Annotated in this window: 18 protein-coding genes and 1 tRNA gene; 7 read left to right on the top strand and 12 right to left on the bottom strand. The window is 66.6% G+C overall.

Translation table 11 applies throughout. The features are described from left to right. Positions 1-33: 33 nt before the first annotated feature. Complete coding sequence (locus tag WQQ_RS09170; protein ID WP_007184874.1) at positions 34-849, top strand: SDR family oxidoreductase; 816 nt, start codon at positions 34-36, stop codon at positions 847-849. A gap of 18 nt (positions 850-867) precedes the next feature. Here the strand turns inward: WQQ_RS09170 and WQQ_RS09165 are convergent, their stop codons facing one another. From WQQ_RS09165 to hrpA, 7 genes are all read right to left on the bottom strand, one after another. Further along, entirely contained in the window at positions 868-1,470 is a 603-nt protein-coding gene (locus WQQ_RS09165) for an HD-GYP domain-containing protein (protein WP_007184873.1), read from the bottom strand. Between the two features lie 119 nt (positions 1,471-1,589). Beyond that, positions 1,590-2,303, bottom strand: coding sequence for an orotidine-5'-phosphate decarboxylase (gene pyrF, locus WQQ_RS09160; protein WP_007184872.1), 714 nt, complete (start codon positions 2,301-2,303; stop codon positions 1,590-1,592). Positions 2,304-2,444: 141 nt separating this feature from the next. Beyond that, positions 2,445-3,818, bottom strand: coding sequence for a nucleotide 5'-monophosphate nucleosidase PpnN (ppnN, locus tag WQQ_RS09155; RefSeq protein ID WP_007184871.1), 1,374 nt, complete (start codon positions 3,816-3,818; stop codon positions 2,445-2,447). A 42-nt stretch (positions 3,819-3,860) separates the two neighbouring features. Continuing rightward, positions 3,861-6,161 (bottom strand): DEAD/DEAH box helicase, encoded by a 2,301-nt coding sequence (locus WQQ_RS09150; protein WP_007184870.1) that lies wholly within the window; start codon positions 6,159-6,161, stop codon positions 3,861-3,863. Further along, entirely contained in the window at positions 6,158-6,901 is a 744-nt protein-coding gene (locus WQQ_RS09145; protein ID WP_007184869.1) for a DUF3418 domain-containing protein, read from the bottom strand. Before WQQ_RS09145 ends, WQQ_RS09150 begins: the two co-directional genes overlap by 4 nt. Before the next feature lie 81 nt (positions 6,902-6,982). After that, positions 6,983-7,055, bottom strand: a tRNA-Thr gene (locus WQQ_RS09140). Then, complete coding sequence (gene hrpA, locus WQQ_RS25235; RefSeq protein WP_366489424.1) at positions 7,018-10,146, bottom strand: ATP-dependent RNA helicase HrpA; 3,129 nt, start codon at positions 10,144-10,146, stop codon at positions 7,018-7,020. Before hrpA ends, WQQ_RS09140 begins: the two co-directional genes overlap by 38 nt. Positions 10,147-10,532: 386 nt before the next feature. Between hrpA and WQQ_RS09125 the strand changes: the two genes are divergently transcribed. Continuing rightward, a complete protein-coding gene (locus WQQ_RS09125; protein ID WP_007184867.1) occupies positions 10,533-11,369 on the top strand; it encodes a DUF6279 family lipoprotein in 837 nt (278 codons plus the stop codon). A gap of 122 nt (positions 11,370-11,491) precedes the next feature. On the opposite strand, the gene WQQ_RS09120 is transcribed toward WQQ_RS09125, so the two are convergent. After that, positions 11,492-12,196, bottom strand: a complete 705-nt coding sequence (locus tag WQQ_RS09120; protein WP_040453261.1) for a pirin family protein — start codon at positions 12,194-12,196, stop codon at positions 11,492-11,494. A 112-nt stretch (positions 12,197-12,308) separates the two neighbouring features. On the opposite strand from WQQ_RS09120, the gene WQQ_RS09115 reads away from it, so the two are divergent. From WQQ_RS09115 to WQQ_RS09105, 3 genes are all read left to right on the top strand, one after another. Continuing rightward, on the top strand, positions 12,309-13,205 hold the full coding sequence (locus WQQ_RS09115) for a LysR family transcriptional regulator (protein ID WP_007184865.1): 897 nt from the start codon (positions 12,309-12,311) through the stop codon (positions 13,203-13,205). Between the two features lie 50 nt (positions 13,206-13,255). Further along, entirely contained in the window at positions 13,256-13,840 is a 585-nt protein-coding gene (locus WQQ_RS09110) for a TetR/AcrR family transcriptional regulator (protein ID WP_007184864.1), read from the top strand. A 99-nt stretch (positions 13,841-13,939) separates the two neighbouring features. Beyond that, a complete protein-coding gene (locus WQQ_RS09105) occupies positions 13,940-14,437 on the top strand; it encodes a hypothetical protein (protein WP_007184863.1) in 498 nt (165 codons plus the stop codon). A gap of 70 nt (positions 14,438-14,507) precedes the next feature. Here the strand turns inward: WQQ_RS09105 and WQQ_RS09100 are convergent, their stop codons facing one another. The 3 genes from WQQ_RS09100 to WQQ_RS09090 all read right to left on the bottom strand — a co-directional run bounded on the left by WQQ_RS09100 (position 14,508) and on the right by WQQ_RS09090 (position 18,920). After that, on the bottom strand, positions 14,508-15,791 hold the full coding sequence (locus tag WQQ_RS09100) for a hypothetical protein (RefSeq protein WP_007184862.1): 1,284 nt from the start codon (positions 15,789-15,791) through the stop codon (positions 14,508-14,510). A 166-nt stretch (positions 15,792-15,957) separates the two neighbouring features. Next, on the bottom strand, positions 15,958-18,135 hold the full coding sequence (locus WQQ_RS09095; protein ID WP_007184861.1) for a TonB-dependent receptor: 2,178 nt from the start codon (positions 18,133-18,135) through the stop codon (positions 15,958-15,960). A 428-nt stretch (positions 18,136-18,563) separates the two neighbouring features. Then, entirely contained in the window at positions 18,564-18,920 is a 357-nt protein-coding gene (locus WQQ_RS09090; RefSeq protein ID WP_040453259.1) for a hypothetical protein, read from the bottom strand. Positions 18,921-19,076: 156 nt separating this feature from the next. On the opposite strand from WQQ_RS09090, the gene WQQ_RS24630 reads away from it, so the two are divergent. Beyond that, on the top strand, positions 19,077-19,361 hold the full coding sequence (locus WQQ_RS24630; protein WP_007184859.1) for a hypothetical protein: 285 nt from the start codon (positions 19,077-19,079) through the stop codon (positions 19,359-19,361). A gap of 145 nt (positions 19,362-19,506) precedes the next feature. Further along, entirely contained in the window at positions 19,507-21,615 is a 2,109-nt protein-coding gene (locus WQQ_RS09080; protein ID WP_007184858.1) for a TonB-dependent receptor, read from the top strand. Positions 21,616-21,639: 24 nt separating this feature from the next. Here WQQ_RS09080 and WQQ_RS09075 read toward each other — a convergent pair whose 3' ends face one another. After that, complete coding sequence (locus WQQ_RS09075; protein WP_157534556.1) at positions 21,640-23,529, bottom strand: alpha/beta hydrolase family protein; 1,890 nt, start codon at positions 23,527-23,529, stop codon at positions 21,640-21,642. Positions 23,530-23,575: the final 46 nt, after the last annotated feature.

Genomic DNA, 23,575 nt, shown 5'->3' with positions numbered 1-23,575 from the left:
GCTCCATCGCATCACCGCCGACGGAACACCCGCATGACCGAGCCCCAGCAGCCGCAGGTTCTCGCAGGACAGAAGGCCCTCGTCACCGGCGGCAGTTCCGGCATCGGGGCCGGCGTCGCGCTTGCGCTCGCGAGGGCCGGGGCCGATGTCGTCGTCGCCTACTATTCGAGCCCGGATGGCGCCAACGAAATCGTCGCGCAGATCAAATCGCTCGGACGCTCGGCGATCGCGATCAAGGCCGATATCTCGAAGCCCGATGAAACGCGAGCCCTGTTCGACCAGTCCGTCGCGGCGTTCGGCACGCTCGACATCCTGATCAGCAACGCCGGCCTGCAACGCGATGCGGCCTTCGTCGACATGTCGCTGGACGACTGGAACCAGGTCATCGGCACGAATCTCACGGGCATGTTCCTGTGCTGCCAGCTCGCGGCGCGCGAATTCTTGCGTCGCGGCCCGCGCGAGATGTCGAAGGCGCTCGGCAAGATCGTCTGCATGTCCTCGGTGCACGAGCTGATTCCGTGGGCCGAGCGCGCGAACTACGCGGCGAGCAAGGGCGGCGTGAAGCTGCTCATGCAATCGATCGCGCAAGAGCTCGCACCCAAGCGCATCCGCGTCAACTCGATCGGCCCCGGCGCGATCAGGACACCGATCAACCGCGAGGCCTGGGAGACGCCCGAAGCGCGCAAGAAGCTGCTCGAACTGATTCCCTACGGCCGCATCGGTGAGCCCGAGGACATCGGCCAGGCTGCCGTCTGGCTGTGCTCGGACGCGGCCGACTACGTCACCGGCCAGACCCTGTTCGTCGATGGGGGCATGACGCTGTATCCGGAGTTCGCCGACGGCGGCTGATGCGCGCGTTCGCCGCGATCAACCGTAGTCTGGATGGGCGTTCAGGGGGCTCGTCTTCAGCAGCGCGCTGAATTTGCCGAGCAGGTGGGGATCGAAATGCGATCCGCTCTCCGAGTGCAGAATGGTCATGATTTCCGGGTGCGTTTTCGGACGCCGGTAAGGCCGTGCCACCGCCATCGCATCGTAGCTGTCGGCCAGCGCGACGATGCGCGCCAGCAGTGGGATGTCTTCGCCCGCAAGGCCGTCCGGATAGCCGGATCCGTCGAAAGCCTCGTGATGATGCCGAACGATGAGCCCGACGGTATCGACATGATCGCCGCTGAGCCTCTGCACCAAGCGGCCGCCACTTTCCGAGTGCTGTTTCATCAGCGCCCACTCGTCCGCATCGAGCGGCCCGGGCTTGAGCAGCACACGGTCGGGAACGCCGATCTTGCCGAGGTCGTGGACGCGGGCAGCGAGTTCGAGCAGCGCGAGCTGATGACGATCGAGGCCGCATTCTTCACCGAGCGCGCGCGCCAGCGCGCTCGTGCGAAGACTGTGTCGAGCGGTGTCCAGGTCGCGCTCGCGGAGTGCGAGGCTCAAGGCGCGGAGCTGAATCTCCAGATGCTCAACTTCTTCCATGCCGGAACTCCTGGAAAATGGGCGCTCGAAACCAGCACCCGAACTTCAGCCCCGTCGGCCGAGCCCGGATGCGCCGCGCGATGCGCACGCCGCCGACAAGCTCTCGCCACGTGGAAAAATCACCCCAGCGCCGAGCCGATCTCCTGCTGGATCGCCAGCGCCATCGCCCGCGGATCGGCCGCATCGCGGATCGGCCGGCCGATGACCAGATAATCGGCACCGGCCCTGATCGCCTCGGCCGGGGTCATGATGCGTTTCTGGTCGGCGACCACGCGGTTCTCGACCGGCCGGATGCCGGGCGTCACGCAGATGAGCTCTTTGGGCGCTTCGAGGCGCAGCCTGGGCACTTCGAGCCCCGACGACACCACGCCGTCGCAACCGGCCTGCAGCGCGCGGCGCGCGCGCGAGAGCACGAGCGTCGGAATGTCGCAATCGAACCCCAGATCGTCGAGATCGCCCTGGTCGAGGCTCGTCAGCGCGGTCACCGCGAGCACCTTGGTATCGCCCGTCTTGCCGGCCGCTGCGGCCTGCATGATCGACTGGTTACCGTGCACGGTGCAGAAATCCGCACCGCGCTCGGCGAGGTTGCGTACCGCGCGCAGGACCGTTTCGGGAATGTCGAAGAACTTCAGGTCGACGAACACTTTCTTGCGCTCGCGCTTGAGCCAGTCGAGCAGCTCGAAAAAGCCCGGCGCCATGCAGAGTTCCATGCCGATCTTGTAGAAGCTCACCGCATCTCCGAGCCGGCCGACGAGGGCACGCGCGGCTTCGGCGTCCGGGACGTCGAGGGCGGCGATGAGGCGGTCTTGGACGGGGATGGCGGAAAGGGTCATTGCGGAATCTGCCTGAAGAGCGGCGTGGATTTTCTCATAGCTGGCCCGGCGGGTTACGGCTTTCCGGACCTCCGACCCCGCCCTGCGTCACATCGAGTTCGACGGGGGAGGGGCAAATGCGCGTAAGCCGCCACTTCAAGCTCACACGGCCAGGCGATAACAGGGCACATAGGCCTTGCCCGGCAATTTCATGCGGCTCTGCTTGACGAAGGCTTCGAGCAGCGTATCGAGCGGCTTGAGCAGGGCGGCGTCGCCATGGATATCGAACGGCCCGAGCTTCTGCACCGCCCTGATCGTATCGGCCTTGACGTTGCCCCCGACCACGCCCGAGAACGCGCGACGCAGGTTGGCCGCGAGCTGGTGCCGGGGCTGGTCGAGATGCAGGTCGAGCCTGGCCATCGCCTCGTGCGTCGGCACGAACGGGCGCTGCAGATCCTGCGGAATCCGCAAGCCCCAGTTGAAGTAGTAAGCGTCCTTGGCCTGCATGCGCAGCTGCTTGACGTTGCGCATTTCCTCCGCGACCGCCTTGGCGACCTCGGCCGGATCGTCGAGGATGATGCGATAGAGCTTGCGTGCCTCTTCGCCGAGCGTGATGCGGATGAATTCGTCGATCTGCTGGAAGTAAGCCGCCGCGCTCGCCGGTCCCGTGAAGATCAGCGGCAATCGAGTGTGCGCATTATCCGGATGCAGCAGGATGCCGAGCAGATACAGGATCTCCTCGCAGGTGCCGACGCCGCCCGGGAACACGGTGACGACGTGGCCCACGCGCACGAAGGCTTCGAGCCGCTTCTCGATGTCCGGGCAGATCACGAGCTCGTTGACGATGGCGTTGGGCGATTCGGCCGCGATGATGCCCGGCTCGGAAATGCCGATGTAGCGGCCGCCGCGGATGCGCTGCTTGGCGTGCGCGATGGTCGCGCCCTTCATCGGGCCTTTCATCGCACCGGGGCCGCAGCCCGTGCAGATGTTCAGGCCGCGCAGGCCGAATTCGTAGCCGACGCGCTTGCTGTAGTCGTACTCCTCGCGCGAGATCGAATGCCCGCCCCAGCAGACGACGAGGTTCGGCTCGACGCGCGGACGCAGCAGGCCGGCGTTGCGCAGGATGTGGAACACCGCGTCGGTGGTGCCTTCGCTCGTGTTCAGATCGAAGCTCGGGTTCTCGACGAGCTCGGAGCTCGTGAACAGGATGTCGCGCAGCACCGCGAACAGGTGCTCGCGTATGCCGCGAATCATCTCGCCGTCGACGAAGGCGATCGCCGGCGCGCCAGTCATTTCGAGCTTGATGCCGCGCTCTTCCTGCACGATGTGGATGTCGAAGTCCGGATAACGCTCGAGCAGCTCCTTGCCGTCGTCGAGGAAGCTGCCGCTGTTGAGCACGGCGAGCGCGCTGTTGCGGAACACCGGATAAAGCCCGCTGCTTCCGCTGTCGAGCAGCTTGGCGATCTCGGACTTGGACAGCACGCGCAAGCGGCCTTCGGGTGAGACACGCGCTTCGACGACGTGGGGGTCGATCATGTTCTAGTTTTCTCCTGGTCTTTTTTTCTTCTTGTCATCTGTTCATAGGGGTGAAAAAAGGGCTTCCAAGTCGGCCTCGTCGAAGCGCAGCTCGCTGGTCGCACCGCCATCGAAGACGGCGCGCGCGAGCTCGGCCTTGCGTGCCTGCAAGGCCTGGATTTTTTCCTCGACCGTGCCCGCGCAGATCAGGCGGTAGACGAACACCGGCTTGTCCTGGCCGATGCGATACGCGCGGTCGGTGGCCTGCGATTCGACCGCCGGGTTCCACCACGGATCGTAGTGAATCACGGTGTCCGCGGCCGTGAGATTCAGGCCCATGCCGCCGGCCTTGAGGCTGATCAGGAACACCGGCGCTTCGCCGTTCTGGAAACGCGCGACCACCGCTTCGCGATCACGCGTCTGGCCGGTCAGCATCAAATGCTCGATGCGCTGCGCCGCGCAGGCTTCGGCGATGATGTCGAGCATCTCGGTGAACTGCGAAAAAACCAGCACGCGCCGGCCCTCGTCGACCACGCCTTGCAGCATCGTCAGCAGCAGGTCGAGCTTGGCCGATTGCGGAACGCGCCTGGCGCCTTCGAGCTTGACCAGGCGCGGATCGCAGCAGACCTGGCGCAGCTTGAGCAGCGCATCGAGCACGATGATCCCGCTGCCTTCGACGCCACGATCGCTGACCACTTCGCGCACGCGCTCATGCTGTGCAAGACGCAGCGTTTCGTAGAGCTCGCGCTGGCGGCCTTCGAGTTCGACCAGGCGCTGGATCTCGGTCTTCGGCGGCAGGTCGAGCAGCACGTCTTCCTTGCGACGGCGCAGCATCAGCGGGGCGATGCGCCGGTTGAGCTTGTCGCGCACCTCGGCGTCGCCATGCTTTTCGATCGGCGTGCGGTAGTGCCGCACGAAGCGCTTTTCGTCGCCGAGCAGCCCGGGTTCGACGAGATCGAACTGCGCCCACAATTCGCCGAGATGATTTTCCATCGGCGTGCCGGTGATCGACAGCCGACGCTTGGCGCGCAGCGTGCGCGCGGCTTTGGCGGCGAGCGTGCGCGCGTTCTTGATCGCCTGCGCCTCGTCGAGAATCAGCAGCGCGAAACGCTGCGCCGCGAGCGCTTCTCGATCACGGCCCAGCAACGGATAGGTGCTGATGACGAGATCGACGTGCGTGATCGCCTTGAACTTGCGCTTGCGGTCGTTGCCGTGCAGCACGAGCACGCGCAGATCGGGCGCGAAGCGCTGCGCCTCCGCGCGCCAGTTGCCGACCAGGCTCGTCGGGCAGATCACGAGCGCCGGGCCGGCTTCGCCACCGATGCGCCCGCGCTGTTTTTCGGACAGCAGGTGCGCGAGTACCTGCACGGTTTTGCCGAGGCCCATGTCGTCGGCGAGGATGCCGCCGATGCCGGCTTCGGCGAGGAAATTGAGCCAGCCGAGCCCTTCGCGCTGATACGGGCGCAGCTGCGCGTTGAAGCCCGGCGGCGCATCGGCCGCGGCCGCATTCGCACGCAGGGTTTCGAGCGTTTGCCGCAGGTCTTCACCGCCCTTGCGCAGCACGCCGTTGCGCTCGATCTTGTCGAGCACGCCGTGCTCGAGCTTGCTCAGGCGCAGGCGGCCGCAGTCGTTCGGCGCATCGAGCCATTCGAGCAAGGGTTCGAGCAGGCCGCGCAATCTCGACAGCCGCAGCGGCACGCGACGGCGCGCATCGATGGCGACCAGCCAGACCGCGTCTTCGGCCTCGTTGCGCATCGGACGCAACGGGAAATCCGGATCGGCGATGAGCTTGCGCAGGATCGGCAGCAGGTCGACGCGCTGGCCATCGACGTCGATGCCCAGGCTCAGGTCGAACCACTGGTTGTCGCCGTGCTCGACGTCCGCGCGCCAGGCATCGGGCTCACCCGTCACCGCATACGGAAACGCCGCATCGAACTCGAGCTTGAAGCCCGCGGCCGAAAGGCGCGGCAGCAATACGAGCCAGTGATCGGCGTCGGCAAGTTCGTCGTGCGCGCGTTCGAACACGTAATCGCCCGCGACGAAGCCCGGGCCGAGCGGACGGATGCGCGTGGAGATCAGGCGCGCATCGGTCAGGCGCAGATGCTCCAGCGCTTCACGCGCTTCGTTTTCGAGCGAGCGGCTGCGGCGCAGCTGTATGTCGTGCCCGTCGTCCGCATGCCGCATCTCGTGCAGGTCGCCTTCGGCCGAAATGCGCCAGCCGCCGTAGTCGAACGACAGCCGCGCATAGGCGGCGGTCGCGCGTAGCGTGTGCTGGCGGATCGTGCGCATGTAGGCCTGCTGGCACAGCGTGAGCACCGCGCGCGGCACGGCTTCGACCTGTTCGATGTCGTCGCGCTCGCTCATGTGCTTTCTCTGAGCACGGCGTTGATGCGATCGGCGGTCGGCGAGCCGACGGCTTTCAGTTCCTGCGCGAACGAGGCCACGCGCCACTCTTCGAGCAGCCAGCGCGCCGGATGAAACGGCGAGGGCAGCCTGGCCGCGAGTTGGCGGATCGGCGCGCTCAGTTCCAGATCGCGCTGCGGCTTGTTCGGCAGGCGTTGCAGGCGAATGTCGGCCGCACGCAGCCAGATCGCGACGCGCGGCCACTGCGCCTCGGGCAGCGCCTCGATGAAGCCCGGTGCGAGCAGGGTGTCGATCTGCGCGGCCATGTCGCGCAGCGAATCGGGCCAGCGATTGTGCTGCTCGCGAATCGCGCGGCGCAGCGTATACGCGGCCTGCAGCCAGCCGCAGACATCGTCGAGCAGCTTGACCGCGACGCGACCGAAATCGCCGCGATGCTGCAGCGCGTCCTTGAACGCGGCATCGCTGCGCAGCGTCGCGAGCGGCCAGCTCTGCTCGGCCGCGCGGCGTGCGACGGCGATGGCGATGGCTTCGGGCGCATGCATGCTGCCGACGAGCGTGAGCCCGAGCTTGGACCTGGCGGTCTTGACCAGATCGCGCACGCGGTCGGACAGCCGGGCGAGCAGCAGCTCGCGCACGCCGATCGCGTGTGCGGCGGCTGCGGCGGCGGGTGATTCGAACAGCGCGAGGCGGACTCGGCCTTCGCCCTGGCCGGCGATGGCGGTTGTCGGAACACGCGGCAATGCGGCGACGGGGACGGCGGCGTCCCTTGTCGTTGCGCTCGTCGTTGTGCTCGGCGCGGGCGCGACCGGAGCCGGCGGCGCTGCTGGCTGCAGGACTTGAACCCGCCACCCCCTGATTACAAGTCAGGTGCTCTACCAGATGAGCTAAGCCAGCCCGCAAGCGGGAGAGGGGACAAGCCGCTCTTGCCGTTGGCTGCACGCGTTGCGACGTTCTCCGCCGTCAGCGCCGGATACGCCCGCGCCCCGCTCGCCAGATCCACATACACCGGCAGATCACCAAAGTCCCAATCGCGCACTTCATCACGCGTCCAGCGACGCGCATCGTCATCACGCTTGGCGGTATCGGCGAGCGCTTTGCGCGCAGGTTCTGCGTAGCGCTGCTTGAGTTCGCCAAGCGAACCCGCCTTGGCCATCTGCTTGCCGTGCGCATCGAGCAGCACGAGCGTCGGCTTCAAGTGCGCGGGCAACTTGCTCTCGTCGAAATCCTCGGGCTTGAGCGGCACGCCGGTCATCGCGCGCATGTGCGTGCAGATGGCGACCAGGAAATCGCCGTCGACGAGCTGCATGCGCGCCGCGAGCGCGTTCGCGTATTCCGCGGCGGGCGTGCATTGGCGCCGCAGGTGCATCGGCAGGCTGCGAATGAGCGCTTCGATGCGCTGCGCGCGCAAGCCCGGCACGAGCCAGTCGAAGGGCTCGTCGGGCAGCTCGTAGAGCATCGTCAGCGGCACGTGGAAGCTCACACCGTCCTCGTCCTCGCCGGGCTCGTGCTGGTAGGTGAGCTCGAGCGTGTGGCGACCGATTTCGAGCAGATCGGGGAACAGCTGCTCGACGTCCGCATTGGCGCCGGGCTTGAGCACATCGGCCTCGCTCATGCGCAGCAGGCGGCCCGGATCGCCCTTGTCCTTGCTCGCCTGGCGCAGCCAGATCTTGAGGTTCGCAGCCGTGCAGACATCGGCCGGAATGCGCTCGTCGTAGAAGGCGTAACGCTGCGCCTCGTCGGCGAGCAAGTCCGGCCGGCGCAGGCGCGCTTCCTTGTCTTCGACTTCCGCGACGAGCTTGAGGTTGTCGGTCAGAAAACGCGGCTTGGCCGTCCACTGCCCGCGCACCAGGCCTTCGAGAATGAAGATGCGCCGCGCCTCGACCGGATCGATCGAGCCGTAGTGCCGGTTGCGCTTGAGCAGCTGCAAACCGAACAGCGTGTGGTATTCGGTGCACTGCACGTCGCCGCGTTCGGGGTTCCACACCGGATGCGTGACGGTTTTCTTGACCAGGTGTTCGCCGACATCGGCGAGCCATTCGGGCCGCACGTCGGCGTTGATGCGCGCGAACAGCTGGCTGGTCTGCGCGAGCTGCGCCGACAGCATCCACTCGGGCGGCTTCTTGGAAAGCGTCGAGCCCGGAAACACGCGGAAGCGCCGTCCGCGCGGGCCCTGGAACTCCGGACGCTCGTTCTTCTCGGCCGGCAATCTCAAGCCGATGTGATCGATCAGGCCGGCGGCGAGGGCTTTGTGAATGGCTGGGAAAAGCTCTTCGAGCTTTTCGGGAGACGGGAGACGGGAGACGGGAGACGAGGCCGGTCGCTGTTGCGTCTCCCGTCTCCCGTTCCCCGTCTCCCGCGTCAAATCGCAGATTTGACGCCACACCGCCTCCCACTCCTCCATGCGCAGATAGCTCACGTAATGCTCGCGGCAGAGCTTGCGCAGCGCACGGTTCGACGAGTCCTCGCCCCACTGCTGCCAGAGCCGCCAGAGGTTCAGCAGCGTGTAGAAATCGCTGCGCGCATGGCGCCAGAGCGCGTGCTTCTGCCGCGCCTGCGTCTGCTGATCGGGCGGTACTTCGTGCGGGTCCTGCACGGACAGCGCGGCCGCGAGCACGCAGACGGCGTCGCGTTCCGCGCCCTTGGCCGCGGCGACGATGCGCGCGATGCGCGGGTCCAGCGGCAGCCGCGCGATGTCGCGGCCCAGCGAGGTGAGCTTGCGCTCGTCGTCGAGTGCGCCGAGCGTCTGCAGCAGGCGATAGCCATCGGAGACGTGACGATTCTCGGGCGGATCGACCCATGGGAAATCATCGACATCGCCGAGGCCCAGCGAGGCCATCTGCAGGATCACGCCGGCCAGGTTCGAGCGCAGGATTTCGGGGTCGGTGAAGGCGTCGCGGCCGAGGAAATCCTGCTCGGAATACAGCCTCAAGCAAGTGCCCGGACCGACGCGACCGCAGCGGCCCGCGCGCTGGTTCGCGGCGGCCTGGCTGATCGCCTCGATCTGCAATTGCTGCACGCCGAGGCGCGTCGAGAAGCGATTGATGCGCGCGGTGCCGGTGTCGATCACGTAGCGAATGCCCGGCACCGTCACGGATGTCTCGGCGACGTTGGTCGCGAGCACGATGCGCGGCGCGCTGCCGCGACCGAACACGCGGTCCTGCTGCTCGGCCGGCAGGCGCGAGTACAGCGGCAGCACTTCGGCGCGCGGGAAGCGGCCGGGCAGCGAGCGCGCCAGATCGCGGATCTCGCGTTCGCCCGGCAGGAACACCAATACGTCGCCCGGCCGCCCGCCGCCGGACCAGAGCTCGTCGATGCCATCGGCGACCTGACCTTCGAGGTCGAGCTCGGGATCGGGCTCCTGGTAGCGCGTGGTGACCGGAAACGTGCGGCCTTCGACGAGCAGGATCGGCGCGGGCGTCTGCTCACCGCCGAAATGCTTGGCGAGCCGCTCCGGGTCGAGCGTCGCGCTCGTCACGATGAGCTTGAGGTCGGGCCGGCGCGGCAGCAGCTGCCGCAGCCAGCCGAGCAGGAAATCGATGTTGAGGCTGCGCTCGTGGGCCTCGTCGATGATGATCGTGTCGTAGGCCGTCAGCTCGCGGTCGCGCTGCAGTTCGGCCAGCAGGATGCCGTCGGTCATGAGCTTGATCAGGCTCGCGTCCGAGACGCGCCGGTCGAAGCGGGTTTCGTAGCCGACCAGCTGTCCGAGCGGCGAGCCCAGCTCCTGCGCGATGCGATTGGCCACGCTGCGCGCCGCGAGCCGGCGCGGCTGCGTATGGCCGATCAGCCCGCGCGTGCCGCGGCCGATGTCGAGGCAGAGCTTGGGCAGCTGGGTGGTCTTGCCCGAGCCGGTTTCGCCGCACAGCACGATCACCTGATGCTCGGCGATGGCCTTGGCGATGGTCTCGCGCGCCTGCGACACCGGCAGGTCCGGGGGAAACTCGATGACGGCCGGCTTCAGGCGCAGGCGGTTCTCGGCGCGCAGCACGGCGGCCGCGAGATCGCGCTCGAAGCGAGCCGCGTCGGCCGGCTGGCCGCCGGCCACGCGACGCACCAGGCCATCGAAGCGGCGCAGGTCGGAGACGAGCAGGCGCTCGCGCACCGGCTCCAGGAGAGCCAGCAGTCGGGTGCGCAGTTCAGCGGTGGGCGAGGTTCGTGGAGTAGACAAAAACGTAGGGCCGTGAGGAGTGTCGAAAGGGCTGTCGCCTGGACACAGAGCCGGGCATTCTCGCTCGCGGCACTGAATGGAATCCAGCTGGAGATGGCGGCGCCGATGCCCCCATTCAATACGAACCCCCGATACGGGCCTCAACCCGGATAAAATTGCATGCTCTTGATTGCACTGGCTTTGCCGAGCCGCACCGGGGTGCGGAAATGATCCGCGCGGGGCGCTGGCTGGGCGCCGCGCTGCTGGTCGCGCTGCTCAGCGGCTGCAGCAGCTTCGGGCTCGTCTACAACCGGCTCGACACCCTCGTGCACCTCGAAGTGGGGCGCTACATCGACCTCGCGCCGGCCCAGCGGGCCGATTTCGACCTGCGTTTCGCCGAGCTCTGGCGCTGGCACCGCAAGACCCAGCTCAAGCTCTATGCGGACGATCTGCGCGAGGTCGCGGAGATCGCGGCGCTGCCGGTGGCGGCGGGGGAGGTCGAGGCGCTGACCGCGCGGGTTCGGACGCATGTGGTGCAGCTCGCGAACCAGACCTTCGACGGCTTCGCCTCGGGGGTCGCCGCGCTCAACGATGCGCAGGTCGATGATCTGCTGGCCGAGCTCGCCGCGCGCAACGCCAAGGAGCGCAAGAAGGCGCTCAAGCTCGACGATGACCAGTGGCGCGCGAAACGCGCGAAGGAGTCGATCGAGCGCCTCGACGACTGGGCCGGTTCGGTCACACCCGAGCAGCGCCAGCGTATTCGCGAATGGGCCGCCGGGCTCGAGCGCAAGCTGCCGCCGGCCGATGCCTCGGCGCTGCAACCCTTGCGCGAGCTGCTCGCCGGGCGCGGCGAGCCCGGGTTTCGCGACCGGCTCGCGCGCTTGTTCATCGATCCCGAGCTCGCCCCCGAGGACCAGGCCGAGCTCGAGGCCGAACGAGCCGCGCGCAGCGCGATGCTGGCCGATCTCTCTGCGCTCGCCACCGACGCCCAGCGCCGGCACCTGCAGAAGCGGCTGCTCGAGATCGCCCGCGAGCTCGACGGCCTCGCGGCCCGACCGGTTTGAGCGTTTCCCTCTCCCGCAGAGAGGCAGGGTGAGCGTTGGTCCGGCACAACCGGGCTTCGCTAATCCGGCGAGCCCCTCATCCGCCCTCGGGCACCTTCTCCCGGAGGTAGAAGGAAGCAGCATCACACCGCCGGCAGATCGAACAGCAGCAACTCCGCGTCGGTTTCGGCCGTCAGCCTGAGCTCGCTTTCGTCGGCCAGCATCAGCGCATCGCCGTCCGACAGCTCGCGGTCGCCGACCTTGATGCTGCCGCGCGCCACGTGCAGGTAGTGCGAGCGCTTCGGGTTCAGCGCCTGCGTCAGTTCGGCACCGGCCGCCGGCCAGGCGATCAGCAGGCGCGCGTCCTGGTGGATCGAAAACGGCGCGTCTTCCGCCGCCGGGGCGACGACGGTCGAAAAGCCCTTGCGCAAGGCCTCGTGGTCGAGCGGCTTCTGCTGATAGCCGGGGGCCACGCCGCCGACGTTCGGGGTGATCCAGATCTGCAGGAAATGCACTTCGTCGCGCTTCGAGGCGTTCATCTCGCTGTGGGTGATGCCGCGGCCGGCCGACATCAGCTGCAGCTCGCCGGGCTGCAGCGTGGAGCCGCCGCCGGTGGAATCGCGATGCCCGAGGCTGCCGTCGAGCACATAGCTGATGATCTCCATGTCGCGATGCGAATGCGGCGAGAAACCGGCGGCCGGATCGACGCGATCGTCGTTGATCACGCGCAGGGCCGAATAGCCCATCCACTTCGGGTCCTGATAACCGCCGAACGAGAAGCTGTGATGGCTGTCGAGCCAGCCGCTTTGCACGTGGCCACGGTCGGAGGCTGAGCGAATCTGTTGCATGGCGGTTTGCCCTTCAAAAGTCCTGAAGTGCAATTTAGGCTCCAAAAGCCAGCCTTGAAACCGGAATGTTCTGACCGGATCATTCAATCCGATTGAACCACCAAGACCGCGCATGCGCCTGAGCCTGGACGCCCTCGAAACCCTCGACGCGATCGTCGAATCGGGCAGCTTCGCGCGCGCCGCCGAACGCCTGCACCGCGTGCCGTCGGCGCTGACCTACACCGTCAACAAGCTCGAATCCGACCTCGGCGTCGCCATCTTCGACCGCAGCGGCAAGCGCGCGGAGCTCACGCCGGCCGGCCGCGAACTGCTCGACCAGGGCCGTGACCTGCTGCGCCAGGCCGAAACGCTCGAGCGCCGGGTCAAGCGCGTGGCGCTCGGCTGGGAAACGCAGCTCACCATCGCCTACGACGAGGTACTGCCGATCGAAGGCCTGTTCGGCCTCGTGCGCGAATTCGACGCGCTCGGCAGCGGCACACGGCTGCGCTTCACGCAGGAAATCTTCGGCGGCACCTGGGATGCGCTGATCGACAAGCGCGCCGACCTCGCGATCGCCGCGCCGGGCGATGCGCCGGACGGCTTCGGCCTGCGCTCGGTCGAACTCGGCCGGCTCGACTTCGTCTACGCGGTCGCGCCCACGCATGCGCTCGCCGACGCGCCCGAACCGCTGCCGGCCGCGCTGATCGCGCGCCATCGCAGCATCGTCGCGGCCGACAGCTCGCGCCGCCTGCAAGCCCGCAGCCTCGGCGTGCAGCCGAACCAGGACACGCTGATCGTGCCCACGCTCGCGGCCAAGCTGCAGGCGCAGATCGCCGGGCTCGGCGTCGGTTATCTGCCGAAGCACCTCGTCGCCCCGCACTTGGCCGCCGGCCGCCTGCGCATCAAGGCCGTCGAGGAAGACCGCGACTCGGCACTGCTGCGCGTGGCCTGGCGAGCGGGCGACGACGGCAAGGCGCTGGCGTGGTTTCGCGAGCGGGCGGTGGGGATCGGGTTGCCGGCTTCGGACTGAAAGTCGAGGTTCAGTTGACAGCCTACCTAGTGGTAGGTAGATTTCCGGCCATGGACGCACTCTCTCCCAAAGCCGAAGACATTCTCTCGTGCGCACGTTCGCTGATTCTCGCCGGCGGCTATGACGGCTTCAGCTACGCCGATATTTCCGAGGTCGTCGGCATTCGCAAGGCGAGCATCCATCATCACTTTCCCAACAAGGCCGACCTCGTGAAAGCGCTGGTGGTACGGCATCGCGAAGCCGCCGAGGCGGGAATCGCCACGCTGGAACGCGAAGTGGCCGACCCCGTCGACAAACTGCGCGCCTACATGGGGTACTGGGAAGGCTGCATCGCCGATACCAGCGTGCCGTTCTGCGTCTGCGCGCTGCTGGCGAGCCAGCTGCCGGCACTGCCCGAATCCGTCGCATTCGAAGTGCGGGCCTATTTCCGCTCGCTGTCGGCCTGGCTGGCCTCCGTGCTGGACCGCGCCGCCAGGCAGGGCAGCATTCTTCTGCACGGCACTGCCGCCGCAGAGGCGGAAACCTTCATGGCCACCATTCACGGCGCCATGCTGTCGGCACGCGCCTACGGTGACGCCCGGATGTTTGGGCTGATCACCCGTCAGCTGCTCGAACGTTTCGTCGTTCGTCAGTAAACCGCTTTGGGCACGGTCAAAAAATTTGACCTCGTTGCCTACCAACCAGTAGGGCGGTATTTAGAAGATTTTTCGTCGTCCAGACAACAGGAGATTTCAATGTTCGGTATTTCACCCATCGGCTGGGTTCACACCCTCGGCAGCCTGCCGGCCATTCCCGCGGCCTTTTACATGTTCGCCCGCTACGGAAGGATCGTGCCGCGCTCGAGGCTGGGCCTGATTTACTTCGTCTCGATGCTGATCGGTGCGACGAGCGCTTTTCTGGTCGCCACCCAAGCGCCCAGCATCGGCATAGCCGCGGTGACCCTGGTGTTCCTGTTCATCGGCTACGGGGCTGGACGACTTCCGACGCTCGGCCGGGCCGCGACCTACCTTGAAACCGTTGCACTGAGCCTGACCGCTTTTCTGCTGATGGTGCCGACGGTCACCGAAACGCTGCGCCGCGTGCCGGATGGCCATCCTTTCGTGACGGACATGAAGTCGCCGCTGCTGCTGGGCGCCCAGGGCAGCCTGCTCGCGATACTCGTCATCGGCCTCACCGCGCAGCTGATCTTTTTGCGCAGACAAGGCCGGCCCACCTCCGCGGCATTCGCCTGAGCCGGCACCCGGCAGCGCCGAAATGCCGAAGCGGGATGCGCAGTCCACGCGCATCCCGCTCCGCGCAGCCTCAATGCGCCGCGTGTTCTTCCGCAATGCCGAGCCAGGTCACGGCGCTCGGCGCGAAGTCGAAGCGCAGGCGTTCACGTTCGCTGAGCGTTTCGAGATCGATCACGGCGATGCTGCGATCGGCCGGGTCGGTGACGAAGGCGAAGTCTTCGGCATGGCTCAGCGTGATCACCGGCGCCTGGCCTTCATTGAGGCTCGAAATCACTGGTAGAGAACCGAGGCTGGCCCAGCCGTTGGCCGGATCGAGCACGCGCAGCGCGCCCACGCTGTCGAGGATCAAAAAGCGCTCTCCTTCTGCGTCCATCGCATGCGCGATCTTGGTCACCGCGGCGCCCGCCGCCCAATCGATGCGGCGCATGCTGCCAGCCGACGGGTCGATGGCGTAGAGATCGTTGCCCGCGAAGCCGCCGAAGCCTTCCAGATCATGATGTCCGACCACGGTGCCGATGCGCGCGCCAGCCGCCATGCCGGCGACGTTGGCGATCTTGCTCGCCGTGAACGTCTCGCCGTTCTGCTCGACCACGAGCACGCCGTCGGTGCAGCCGAACAGCGTGTAGTCGTCATTCGAGTAACTGCCATGCAAGCCCGGGCAAGGCTCGGCGATGCGCTCGACGAAGTCGTAGCCCGCGACATTGCGCCTGTACAGATCCACCGCGCTCGGCAGCGTGCTTTCGGTACCGGCCTCGCGATGCGTGGTCAGCAGGAAATCGCCGCGCGGCTCGGCGGTGCCGTGCATCGCGATCGGCAGATCGAGCGTAGCTTCCGTGGCCGCGCTGCCGAGGCTCGCATCGGAGAACACGGCGACGCCGGCGTTCTGCGCGGTCGCCGCGTTGCCGTCGTGAAACAGCGCGGCGAGCGTGTCGTGCACTTCGTAATGCGTGGGGCGCGCGCCTTGCAGCTTGAGCGCGAGCAGCAGCGGATCTTCGGCGTAGTCGTGCAGATGATCGCCGTGATCTTCCTGCCACAGGCCACCGTCGACGAACTGCACCTGGTCGCTCGTGCGCTGCAGCAGCACGGCGTAGCGGTGATCGGGGCTCGCGTAGATCGCGCTCGCGGCGAAGTCGAGCGTCAGTGATCTGAGCGTGCGGCCATCGTCGAGATCGATGACGTGCGCGGTGGCGGGCGAAGCCTGGCCGACGACGAGACGGCCAGCGGTCTCGACATGATCATGATCGTGATCGTCGATGGGCGGCAGCGTGTCCTTGTCGTTGCAGCCGACGAGGGCGAGCAAAGCGACGGCGAAGACGCTGGAAAACCTGGAACGGGCGAAAGTGTTGCGGAACATGAGGTGTACTCCGGATAAGAGATAGAGCGGGCGCGCGAGTGAGCTTCGGCGCACATGGCTCGAGTCGATGAGATGAGCAGCCGCTGACATTCCCGCGCAGGCGGGAATGCAGTTCGTGGGGCACGGCAAAAGCCTGCATTCCCGCCTTCGCGGGAGCGACCAGCCTTCAGATCGCGGGCGTGAAATCGATGCGCAGGCCCGTGAAGATCGAGCGTCCTGGCAATGGCGCGACGTCCTTCAGGAACGAGGTGCTCAGGCGAATCTTCTCGTCGAGCAGGTTGCGCCCGCGCACATAGAGCGTCGCCTGCGCGCCGCCAAGCTTGAGCACGTAGCCGAGATCGGCCGACAGCAGGTCGTAGCCCGGCGTATCGGTTTCGAGCGCGGCCGTGCGCTCCTGCCGAACCGTGCGCTGATACGAGATGTCGCCCGTCAAGGCGCCGATGCGCGCATCGGCTCCAATGCCCGCGCGCGCCGGCGTGATGCGCGGCAAGTCGCCACCGCGCGCGAACTCGCCACGCACCACGTCGCCGAAAGTGCGCAGATTGAGCTTGAGCGGCCCGCTCGCGAGCAGCTTGTAGCCGGCCTGGATTTCAGCGCCGTAGAACTCGGCATTGCGCTGCCGATGATCGACGAGCAGCAGCTCGCCTTCGGCATCGAATTGCCCGGATTCGTCGACACGATCGGCCACGCCGTCGCTAGACGCCGTGCCGCTGCCGTCCGCATCGAGCCCGCTGTCGATTTCCTGCAGGTAGACGTAATCGTTGATGCGGTTGTAGTAGACGCTGCCTTCCCAGGTGAATCGACCGCTGTCGCGACCGATTGTGATCTCGATGTTGTTCGCGGTTTCTGGATCGAGCGACTGGTCGCCGCGCTCGAACGAGCTCGTCGCCAGGTGCGGGCCGTAGGCGTAGAGCTCTTCGGTCGACGGCGCGCGCTGCGCACGCTGCGCGTTGAGGCGCAAATGCAAGTGCTCACCAAGCGCGAACGCGCTGCCGGCCGACAGGCTGTACGTCGTGAAGCCCTGATCGCGCTGCGCAAAAGGCGCGTTCGAGACACCGTCGATCTCGTGTTCGAGCCGGTCGACACGGCCGCCGAGTTCGAGCTGATGCCCGGTGCCGAACGGCCGCTGCTCGACCACGAACAAGCCCACACCGCGCGTCTTCGTTGGCGGCACGAAAGCCTCGGCACCAACCGCTTCGAAATCGCGATCGCTGAGCTGCAGGCCCGTCACGCCCTTCCAGGCGGCGATCGGCTCGTGCGACAGCTGCACGCGCGCCTCGACTTCGGTGACATCGAACTGCGTGCCGATGGCGCCGCTCTGCTCGATCTCCTTGTGCCGGTAGTCGTTGACGCCGATGCGCGCCTCGAGTGCTTCGAAGCCGCGCATCGGCGCGTAGAGCTTGCCGCGCAGATCGACACGCGTTTGCTCAAGGTCGATGCGCACGCCCTCGTGGCTGTGGCCGGCCTCTTCCTCCTGCCCGCCTTCTTCGTGCTCGTGCTCATGCGCGTGCGCATGGCCCGGAACGCCGTAGTTGGTTTCGAAGCGCGTCACCGCGGCGCCGAGCATGCCGCGGCTGCCGACGAAGGCCGTCGACGCGCCATAGCTCTCGGTGCGCAGGCTGCTGTTGTCGAGAATGTTGAAGCTGTCGGCTTCCTCGTGCCCGTGATCGTGCTCGTCATCCCCGTGATCGTGCTCGCTTTCCTCATGCTGGCGCGTGGCGAAACCGGGCACCGAAAAGTCGCCGGCCGTGCGCAGCGAGTACTGCGTGCCGAACTGCCAAGGGCCGACGCCGTAGCGCAGCTTGGCCGAGCGCGTCTTCTCGTCCGCATTGCTGCCGTACGAGAAGTTGCCGCCCGCGCGCAGGCCCGGCGTGACGGCATCGGGCAGGCGATCGTCGACCACGTTGACGAGACCGGCCGAGGCGCCGCCGCCGTAGATCAGCGTGGCCGGGCCCTTGATGATTTCGATCTGCTCGGCATTCTGCGGATCAACCGACACCGCGTGATCGGCGCTGATCGACGAGGCGTCCATCGTGCCGATGCCGTTGTCGAGGATCTGCACACGCGGCCCGCCCTGGCCGCGAATGACCGGACGACCGACGCCCGGACCGAAACTCGCGTTCGAAACACCGGGACGATCGGCGAGCACGTCGCCGATGGTGCCGTTACGACGGCGTTCGAGCGCTTCGCCCGACAGCACGTCGACGGGTTGCACGAGTTCTTCGGAACTGCGCTTGAACGGGCTCGCCTCGACGACGATGGTCGGCACCGCGGTGTCGTCTTCCTCGGCTTGTTGAGTGTGCGCGGGCAGGCTCCAGCTCAATGCCAGGGCCAGCGAGGTCAATCGAAAGTGGAGACGCGACGAACTCGGTGATGCGGAAACGGAAGCGTGAGAAGGCGGCGCGGCAAGACGAGCGACAGGGGCTCGCAAGCCCGCCGTGGGCGCAGGAGCCCGATGCGATGCGAACGACATGATGAGTGATCCTCGAATACGGCGAACGAACGCGCAAAGCCGCAGCCGCTTACGAGCAGCTGTGGATTCGAGCAAGCGATGAACGGCGTCTGCATTCGCAAATGGCTTTGCAAGCCGAGCGAACGCGATGCCGGTGCTGAAAGCAGGCCTTGAGGAGAACGTGTGTCTGCCCCTCTCGCGTCGGTAGAGGGTTGGGACGAGGGATTCTCAGCGATAGTCAAGCTGAGCTATGGCGACGAATCCCTCATCCGGCGCTACGCGCCACCTTCTCCCGGAGGGAGAAGGCAAAACGAACTTCCTCAGACGGCGATGGCCCGCGGAGGACCGCGAATGAGGCAGGTGACGCGGCTCGCGACCGAGACGAGTGCGGGCGGCACCGCATCGGGCGCTTCGTGCGAATTCGGTACGAGCGTGACCGCCCCGGCCGGCGGAGGCGCCGTGCCGAGCGACTGCACGTGCGAGCACAGATGGCAATCCTGATGATCGGCCGACAGCGCCGGATGCTCGAAGGTATGCGCGGCCAGCAGCCACTGACCCAGTAACAGGGCCAATGCCAGAAACAGCTTGCGGGCGGAGGTCAGGCGCATCGGCGATGGAGCGGTCGCGTCGATGGATTTGTACGAGAGGGCGTGAAGTGTCGCGGCATTCGAACGCATTGCGCAAGTCTTCGTCTCGATGTGAAACCAAATCTGCATGCCGCCTGTCTGAGCGCCCATCGGGCTTTTCATCGCCCGCATCAAGGCGCGCTCAATTCCGACGAGTCGCCGATTTACCACGCGACATTCGTAGCAGACCGCCTCTACACTGAAGCCATGCGTCGCCGTCTTCCCCATTGCCTGCTGCTGTTCGCGCTACTGCTCACGCAGTGGCTGTCGGTGGCGCATGCGCTCGAGCATCCCGCCCTGGAGCCCGAGAAGGCCTGTGCGATCTGCTCGTTCGACGCGGGGCTCGATTCGGCTGTGCCGCTACCGGCCGCGCCGGTCATCGCGCATTCCCTCAGCATCGAAGCACCCGTTGCGATCGCCGCAACGCCCAGTGCCGAACGACAGCGCGCACGTCCACGCGCTCGCGCTCCGCCGTCCATCCTCGTCGTTTGATCTTCCTTCGTTGCCGCCACGAGGCGCGTCAGGCGCCGCGTCGCGGTCGTTGATTTCATTCGGTGCGCCGCAGGCCCATACCCGATCGAGCTTCGATGCTCGCAGTCATCGGTCGCTGCCGCGCGCGCCTTGCGAGGATTGCTCCATGTCGCTGCTCTTTCGCCGCTCCGCATTCATCACGTTTGGACGCTCTGCTGTTTCGGGCGCGCTTTCGCTTGCCTTCGCCGCTCCCGTCCACTCCGCACTCGCGGCCGACACCGACACCCAGGTCGCGTCGGCCGATACGAGCACGGTCCCCGAAATCATCGTCACCGCCGATCCGCTCGCGCGCGCGGCCGACGAGCTCACGCAACCCGTCGAGATCCTCTCGGGCGACGAACTCGACCGCCATCGCGGCGCCTCGATCGGCGAGACGCTCGAGCGCCAGCTCGGCGTGTCGACCACCGATTTCGGCCGCGGCGCCGGACGCCCGCTGATTCGCGGCCAGGGCGGGCCGCGCGTGCTCGTGCTGTCCAACGGCGTGTCGTCGATGGACGCGAGCGATGTCTCGACCGACCACGACGTCACCATCGATCCGGCGCATGCGACGCAGATCGAAGTGCTCAAGGGCCCGGCGACCTTGATCTACGGCAGCGCCGCATCGGCCGGCGTCATCAACGTGGTCGACGATCGCCTGGCCAGTTCGGTAACACCGGGCCTCTCCGGCGAAGCGGGCGCCGGCTACGGCAGCAATGGCGACGAGCGTTTCGGCAACGCTTCGGTCGGTTACGGCTTCGGCGAGTCCGACAACGGAACGCAGTTGCACGCCGACATCGCCGGCCGCCGCGCAGGCGATTACGACATTCCGGGCTACGCCAACGCCGACGGAACCGGAAGCCACGGCGTGCTCGCCAACAGCGGAACACGCAAGGATTCCGGCTCGGTATCGGCCGCGCAGTTCTGGGACGGCGGCTCGCTCGCGGCGAGCTTCAGCCGCGTGCTTTCGACCTACGATCTGCCGGTCGAGGAAACCGCCTTCATCGACATGAGCCAGAGCCGCTGGGACATCGAAGGCCGCTTGAACCATCCGCTGCCGGGCATCGTCTCGCTGCGCCTGCGCAGCGGCTACAACGATTACGAGCACGTGGAATTCGAAGCACCCGGCGAGCCCGGCACGCGCTTCGAGAACCAGCAGAGCGATACGCGCCTCGAAGCCGTGCACGAAGCCTTCGCCGGCTGGCGCGGCGTGTTCGGCCTGCAATACGGGCATCGCGATTTTTCCGCGATCGGCGAAGAAGCTTTCGTGCCACCGACGATCTCGACGGGCCTCGGCGCGTTTGTCGTCGAAGAGCGTCCGGTGGATTGGGGCAAGCTCGAAATCGGCGCGCGCATCGATCGCAACCAGAGCAAGCCGGACGATCTGCCGACACGCAGTTTCACGCCGGTGTCGTTCTCGGCCGGCACCACGGTGAATCTCGGCGGCGACTATCACCTGAAGGCCTACGCAACGCGTTCGCAGCGCTCGCCGGTCACCGAGGAGCTCTACTCGTTCGGCCCGCACGGCGCGACCGAAACCTTCGAGCGCGGCAACGCCGATCTCGACATGGAAACCGCGAACAACTTCGAGATCGGCATCGACAAGCACGCCGGCCGGCTGCAATGGCGCGCGAACGTCTATTACGAGCGCATCAACGATTACATCTTCAGCCAGGAAACCGACCAGGGCCTCAACGCCGACGGCAGCGGCACGGCGAGCTCGGACGGCATCGCCGATCGCGTCGACGACGAAGGCAATTTCGATCCGAACGGCGAGCTGCTGCTCGTGCGCTATCGCCACGCGGACGCGAACTTCTACGGCGTAGAAGGCGAGATCAGCTACGCGCTGCTGCAAGGTCCGATCAACGTGCAGAGCCGCTTGTTCGGCGACGCCGCCTACGGCGAACTGTCGGGCGGCGACGATCTGCCGCGCATGACGCCGATGCGCTTCGGCCTCGGATTGACCGCCGATCGCGGCCCGCTGTCGGGCAGCCTCGATCTGATCCGCATCGCCAGGCAGGATCGCGTCGCCGCACTCGAAACCGAAACCGACGGCTACACGCTGCTCAACGCCGACCTCGCGTACACGCTGCCGCTCAGCAACGCGAGCACCTCGATCTACCTGCGCGGCCGCAACCTGCTCGACGAGGAAGCACGCCGCAGCACGTCGTTCATCAAGGACGAAGCACCGCTGCCGGGCGCGAGCGTGATCGTGGGCTTCGAGGTGAAGCTGCTTTGAGATGAAAGCCGCGCGCTTCGGCGCTCACGGCGGATTGTGCTGGCGCACGAAATCGAGCGATGCCTTGAGCGTGCTCATGCGCGTGGCCTCGCGCGACAGCCAGTGATCCTCGCCGTCGAGCGCCAGCAGCGTCACCGGCTTGTCGGCCTTGCGCAGAGCCGCCTCCATGAGGCGGCTCTGCTCGATCGGCACGATGGTGTCGTCACGACCGTGAATCAGCAGCACGGGCGCTTCGACCTTGTCGGCGAACATGGCGGGCGAAATGTCGCGCACCTGCGAGCCACTGCCGCCGATCGCACGCTGCCAGAACCGGGCCGTTCCACTGCGATAGCCGTGGCCTTCGACCTGCCAGTTGAAGAACGCCGCCAAATCGGACACACCGCCCACCGATACCGCGCATCGATAGATTCCGCGTTGCAGGGCCACGCCGGCCAGCGCGGCATAGCCGCCGTAACTCCCGCCCACGATGCAGACGCGCGCCGGGTCGATGCGTCCCGCCTGCGCGAGCGCCTTCACGCCGTCGGAAAGATCGGTCTGCATGAGCCGGCCCCACTGGCCATAGCCGGCATCGAGAAACGCGCGGCCGTAACCCGACGAGCCGCGATAGTTCGGTTGCAGCACCGCGTACCCTGCCGACGCATAGGCCTGAGCCCACCAGTCGAAGCCGAGCCGGTCGCGCACGCCGATCGGCCCGCCGTGCGGCATCACCACCAGTGGCAGCGCTTGGTCGGGCTTGGCCGCGGGCGGCAGCGTCAGCACCGCTTCGATGGCGAGTCCATCGCCGCTCTTGTAGTGCAGCAGCGAGGTCGGGCCTACATCTTCGGCTGCGATCTTGCCGTAGGCGTTGGCGATCGGATCGGCTTTTCGGCTCGCGATATCGACGAGCCAGTAGGTGCCGGAATCGTCGCCCCCGTCGGTGAAGACGAGCAGCCTGTCGAAGTTGCGGCTGTACGAAACCAGCTTCAGCTGAAATCCCGAAAACGCTTTGCGCGCCGACAAATACCGCGCCTGCAGGCGCTCGTCGAACAGCAGCGCACCGGGCTCTTCGGCGATGCGAGCACCCAGCAGCAAGCCGGTCTCCGGATCGAAAAAGTAGTCTTCGGTGCTGCGATCGGCGAACAACTCTTCGGCCTTGCCGTCATTGAGCGTCAGTTCGAGCAGTGCATCTCGGTCACCGCTGCCATCGGCCACCAGAAGGCTGCCCGGCGAGCGCCCGAGGCCGAGCAAATCCACCTGGTCGAGCGGCGAATCGCGGCTCAGGAGCTGGCGCTGGGTTCTCTTGCCCTCGAACAGCGTCCAATGCCCCGAGCGCTCCTCGTATTCGGAATGCGCGATCACCTCGCCCTGCGGCGTCACCACCCAGTCGTGTGGATGCCCTTCACCCTTGTCCAGCCTCGAGGCCTTGCCGGTGTCGAGATCGACGCTGTACAGGTCGCGATAACCGTGACGAAAGACGTACTGACCATTACCGGAATCACGGACGTAGGTCAGCCCACCGAAGTAGGCACGGCGCTGGCCGTCGACCACACCGCTGCCGAAGCTGCCCAGCACGATGTCGGCAACGGACGCCGACTGCTTGAAAACCATCGACGAGCTGCGTTTGGGCACATCGATGTTGAGCACGCCGTAGAGCTCGAAAGCCTGGGCGAAGACCAGTCGGTAATCGAAGGTGGTGCTGACGGTGACGAGCAAGTGGTCGTCGCCGGCCCAGCTCAGATCACGCACTTTGGCCGTGCCGACCGGCGTCGAATACAGCAGCTTGCCGGCCTCGTCGACCACCGCCAGACGCCGCTCCTCGCCGACGACCGCGATGAACGCATAGTGCCGGCCGGATGGCGCAAGCCGCATGAGTTCGACTTCCGGCAAGCGGCCATAGACTTCCGGCGCGGGCGCGGCCTGAACAGAAGCCCCCATGGCGGCGGCCGCAATCAAGGCCCCGCGCAACCAGCCGCCGATCGAT

The sequence above is a fragment of the Hydrocarboniphaga effusa AP103 genome, from assembly GCF_000271305.1.
GTDB classification, from domain to species: Bacteria; Pseudomonadota; Gammaproteobacteria; order Nevskiales; family Nevskiaceae; genus Hydrocarboniphaga; species Hydrocarboniphaga effusa.
The sequence above is the reverse complement of the archived record's forward strand: the minus strand, read 5'-3'. Positions and strand labels throughout refer to the sequence as shown.

Coding starts and splice junctions, on each gene's coding strand:
- WQQ_RS09170 (WP_007184874.1), top strand. CDS start 34: ATGACCGAGCCCCAGCAGCCGCAGGTTCTCGCAGGACAGAAGGCCCTC.
- WQQ_RS09165 (WP_007184873.1), bottom strand. CDS start 1,470: ATGGAAGAAGTTGAGCATCTGGAGATTCAGCTCCGCGCCTTGAGCCTC.
- pyrF (WP_007184872.1), bottom strand. CDS start 2,303: ATGACCCTTTCCGCCATCCCCGTCCAAGACCGCCTCATCGCCGCCCTC.
- ppnN (WP_007184871.1), bottom strand. CDS start 3,818: ATGATCGACCCCCACGTCGTCGAAGCGCGTGTCTCACCCGAAGGCCGC.
- WQQ_RS09150 (WP_007184870.1), bottom strand. CDS start 6,161: ATGAGCGAGCGCGACGACATCGAACAGGTCGAAGCCGTGCCGCGCGCG.
- WQQ_RS09125 (WP_007184867.1), top strand. CDS start 10,533: ATGATCCGCGCGGGGCGCTGGCTGGGCGCCGCGCTGCTGGTCGCGCTG.
- WQQ_RS09120 (WP_040453261.1), bottom strand. CDS start 12,196: ATGCAACAGATTCGCTCAGCCTCCGACCGTGGCCACGTGCAAAGCGGC.
- WQQ_RS09115 (WP_007184865.1), top strand. CDS start 12,309: ATGCGCCTGAGCCTGGACGCCCTCGAAACCCTCGACGCGATCGTCGAA.
- WQQ_RS09110 (WP_007184864.1), top strand. CDS start 13,256: ATGGACGCACTCTCTCCCAAAGCCGAAGACATTCTCTCGTGCGCACGT.
- WQQ_RS09105 (WP_007184863.1), top strand. CDS start 13,940: ATGTTCGGTATTTCACCCATCGGCTGGGTTCACACCCTCGGCAGCCTG.
- WQQ_RS09100 (WP_007184862.1), bottom strand. CDS start 15,791: ATGTTCCGCAACACTTTCGCCCGTTCCAGGTTTTCCAGCGTCTTCGCC.
- WQQ_RS09090 (WP_040453259.1), bottom strand. CDS start 18,920: ATGCGTTCGAATGCCGCGACACTTCACGCCCTCTCGTACAAATCCATC.
- WQQ_RS24630 (WP_007184859.1), top strand. CDS start 19,077: ATGCGTCGCCGTCTTCCCCATTGCCTGCTGCTGTTCGCGCTACTGCTC.
- WQQ_RS09080 (WP_007184858.1), top strand. CDS start 19,507: ATGTCGCTGCTCTTTCGCCGCTCCGCATTCATCACGTTTGGACGCTCT.
- WQQ_RS09075 (WP_157534556.1), bottom strand. CDS start 23,529: ATGGGGGCTTCTGTTCAGGCCGCGCCCGCGCCGGAAGTCTATGGCCGC.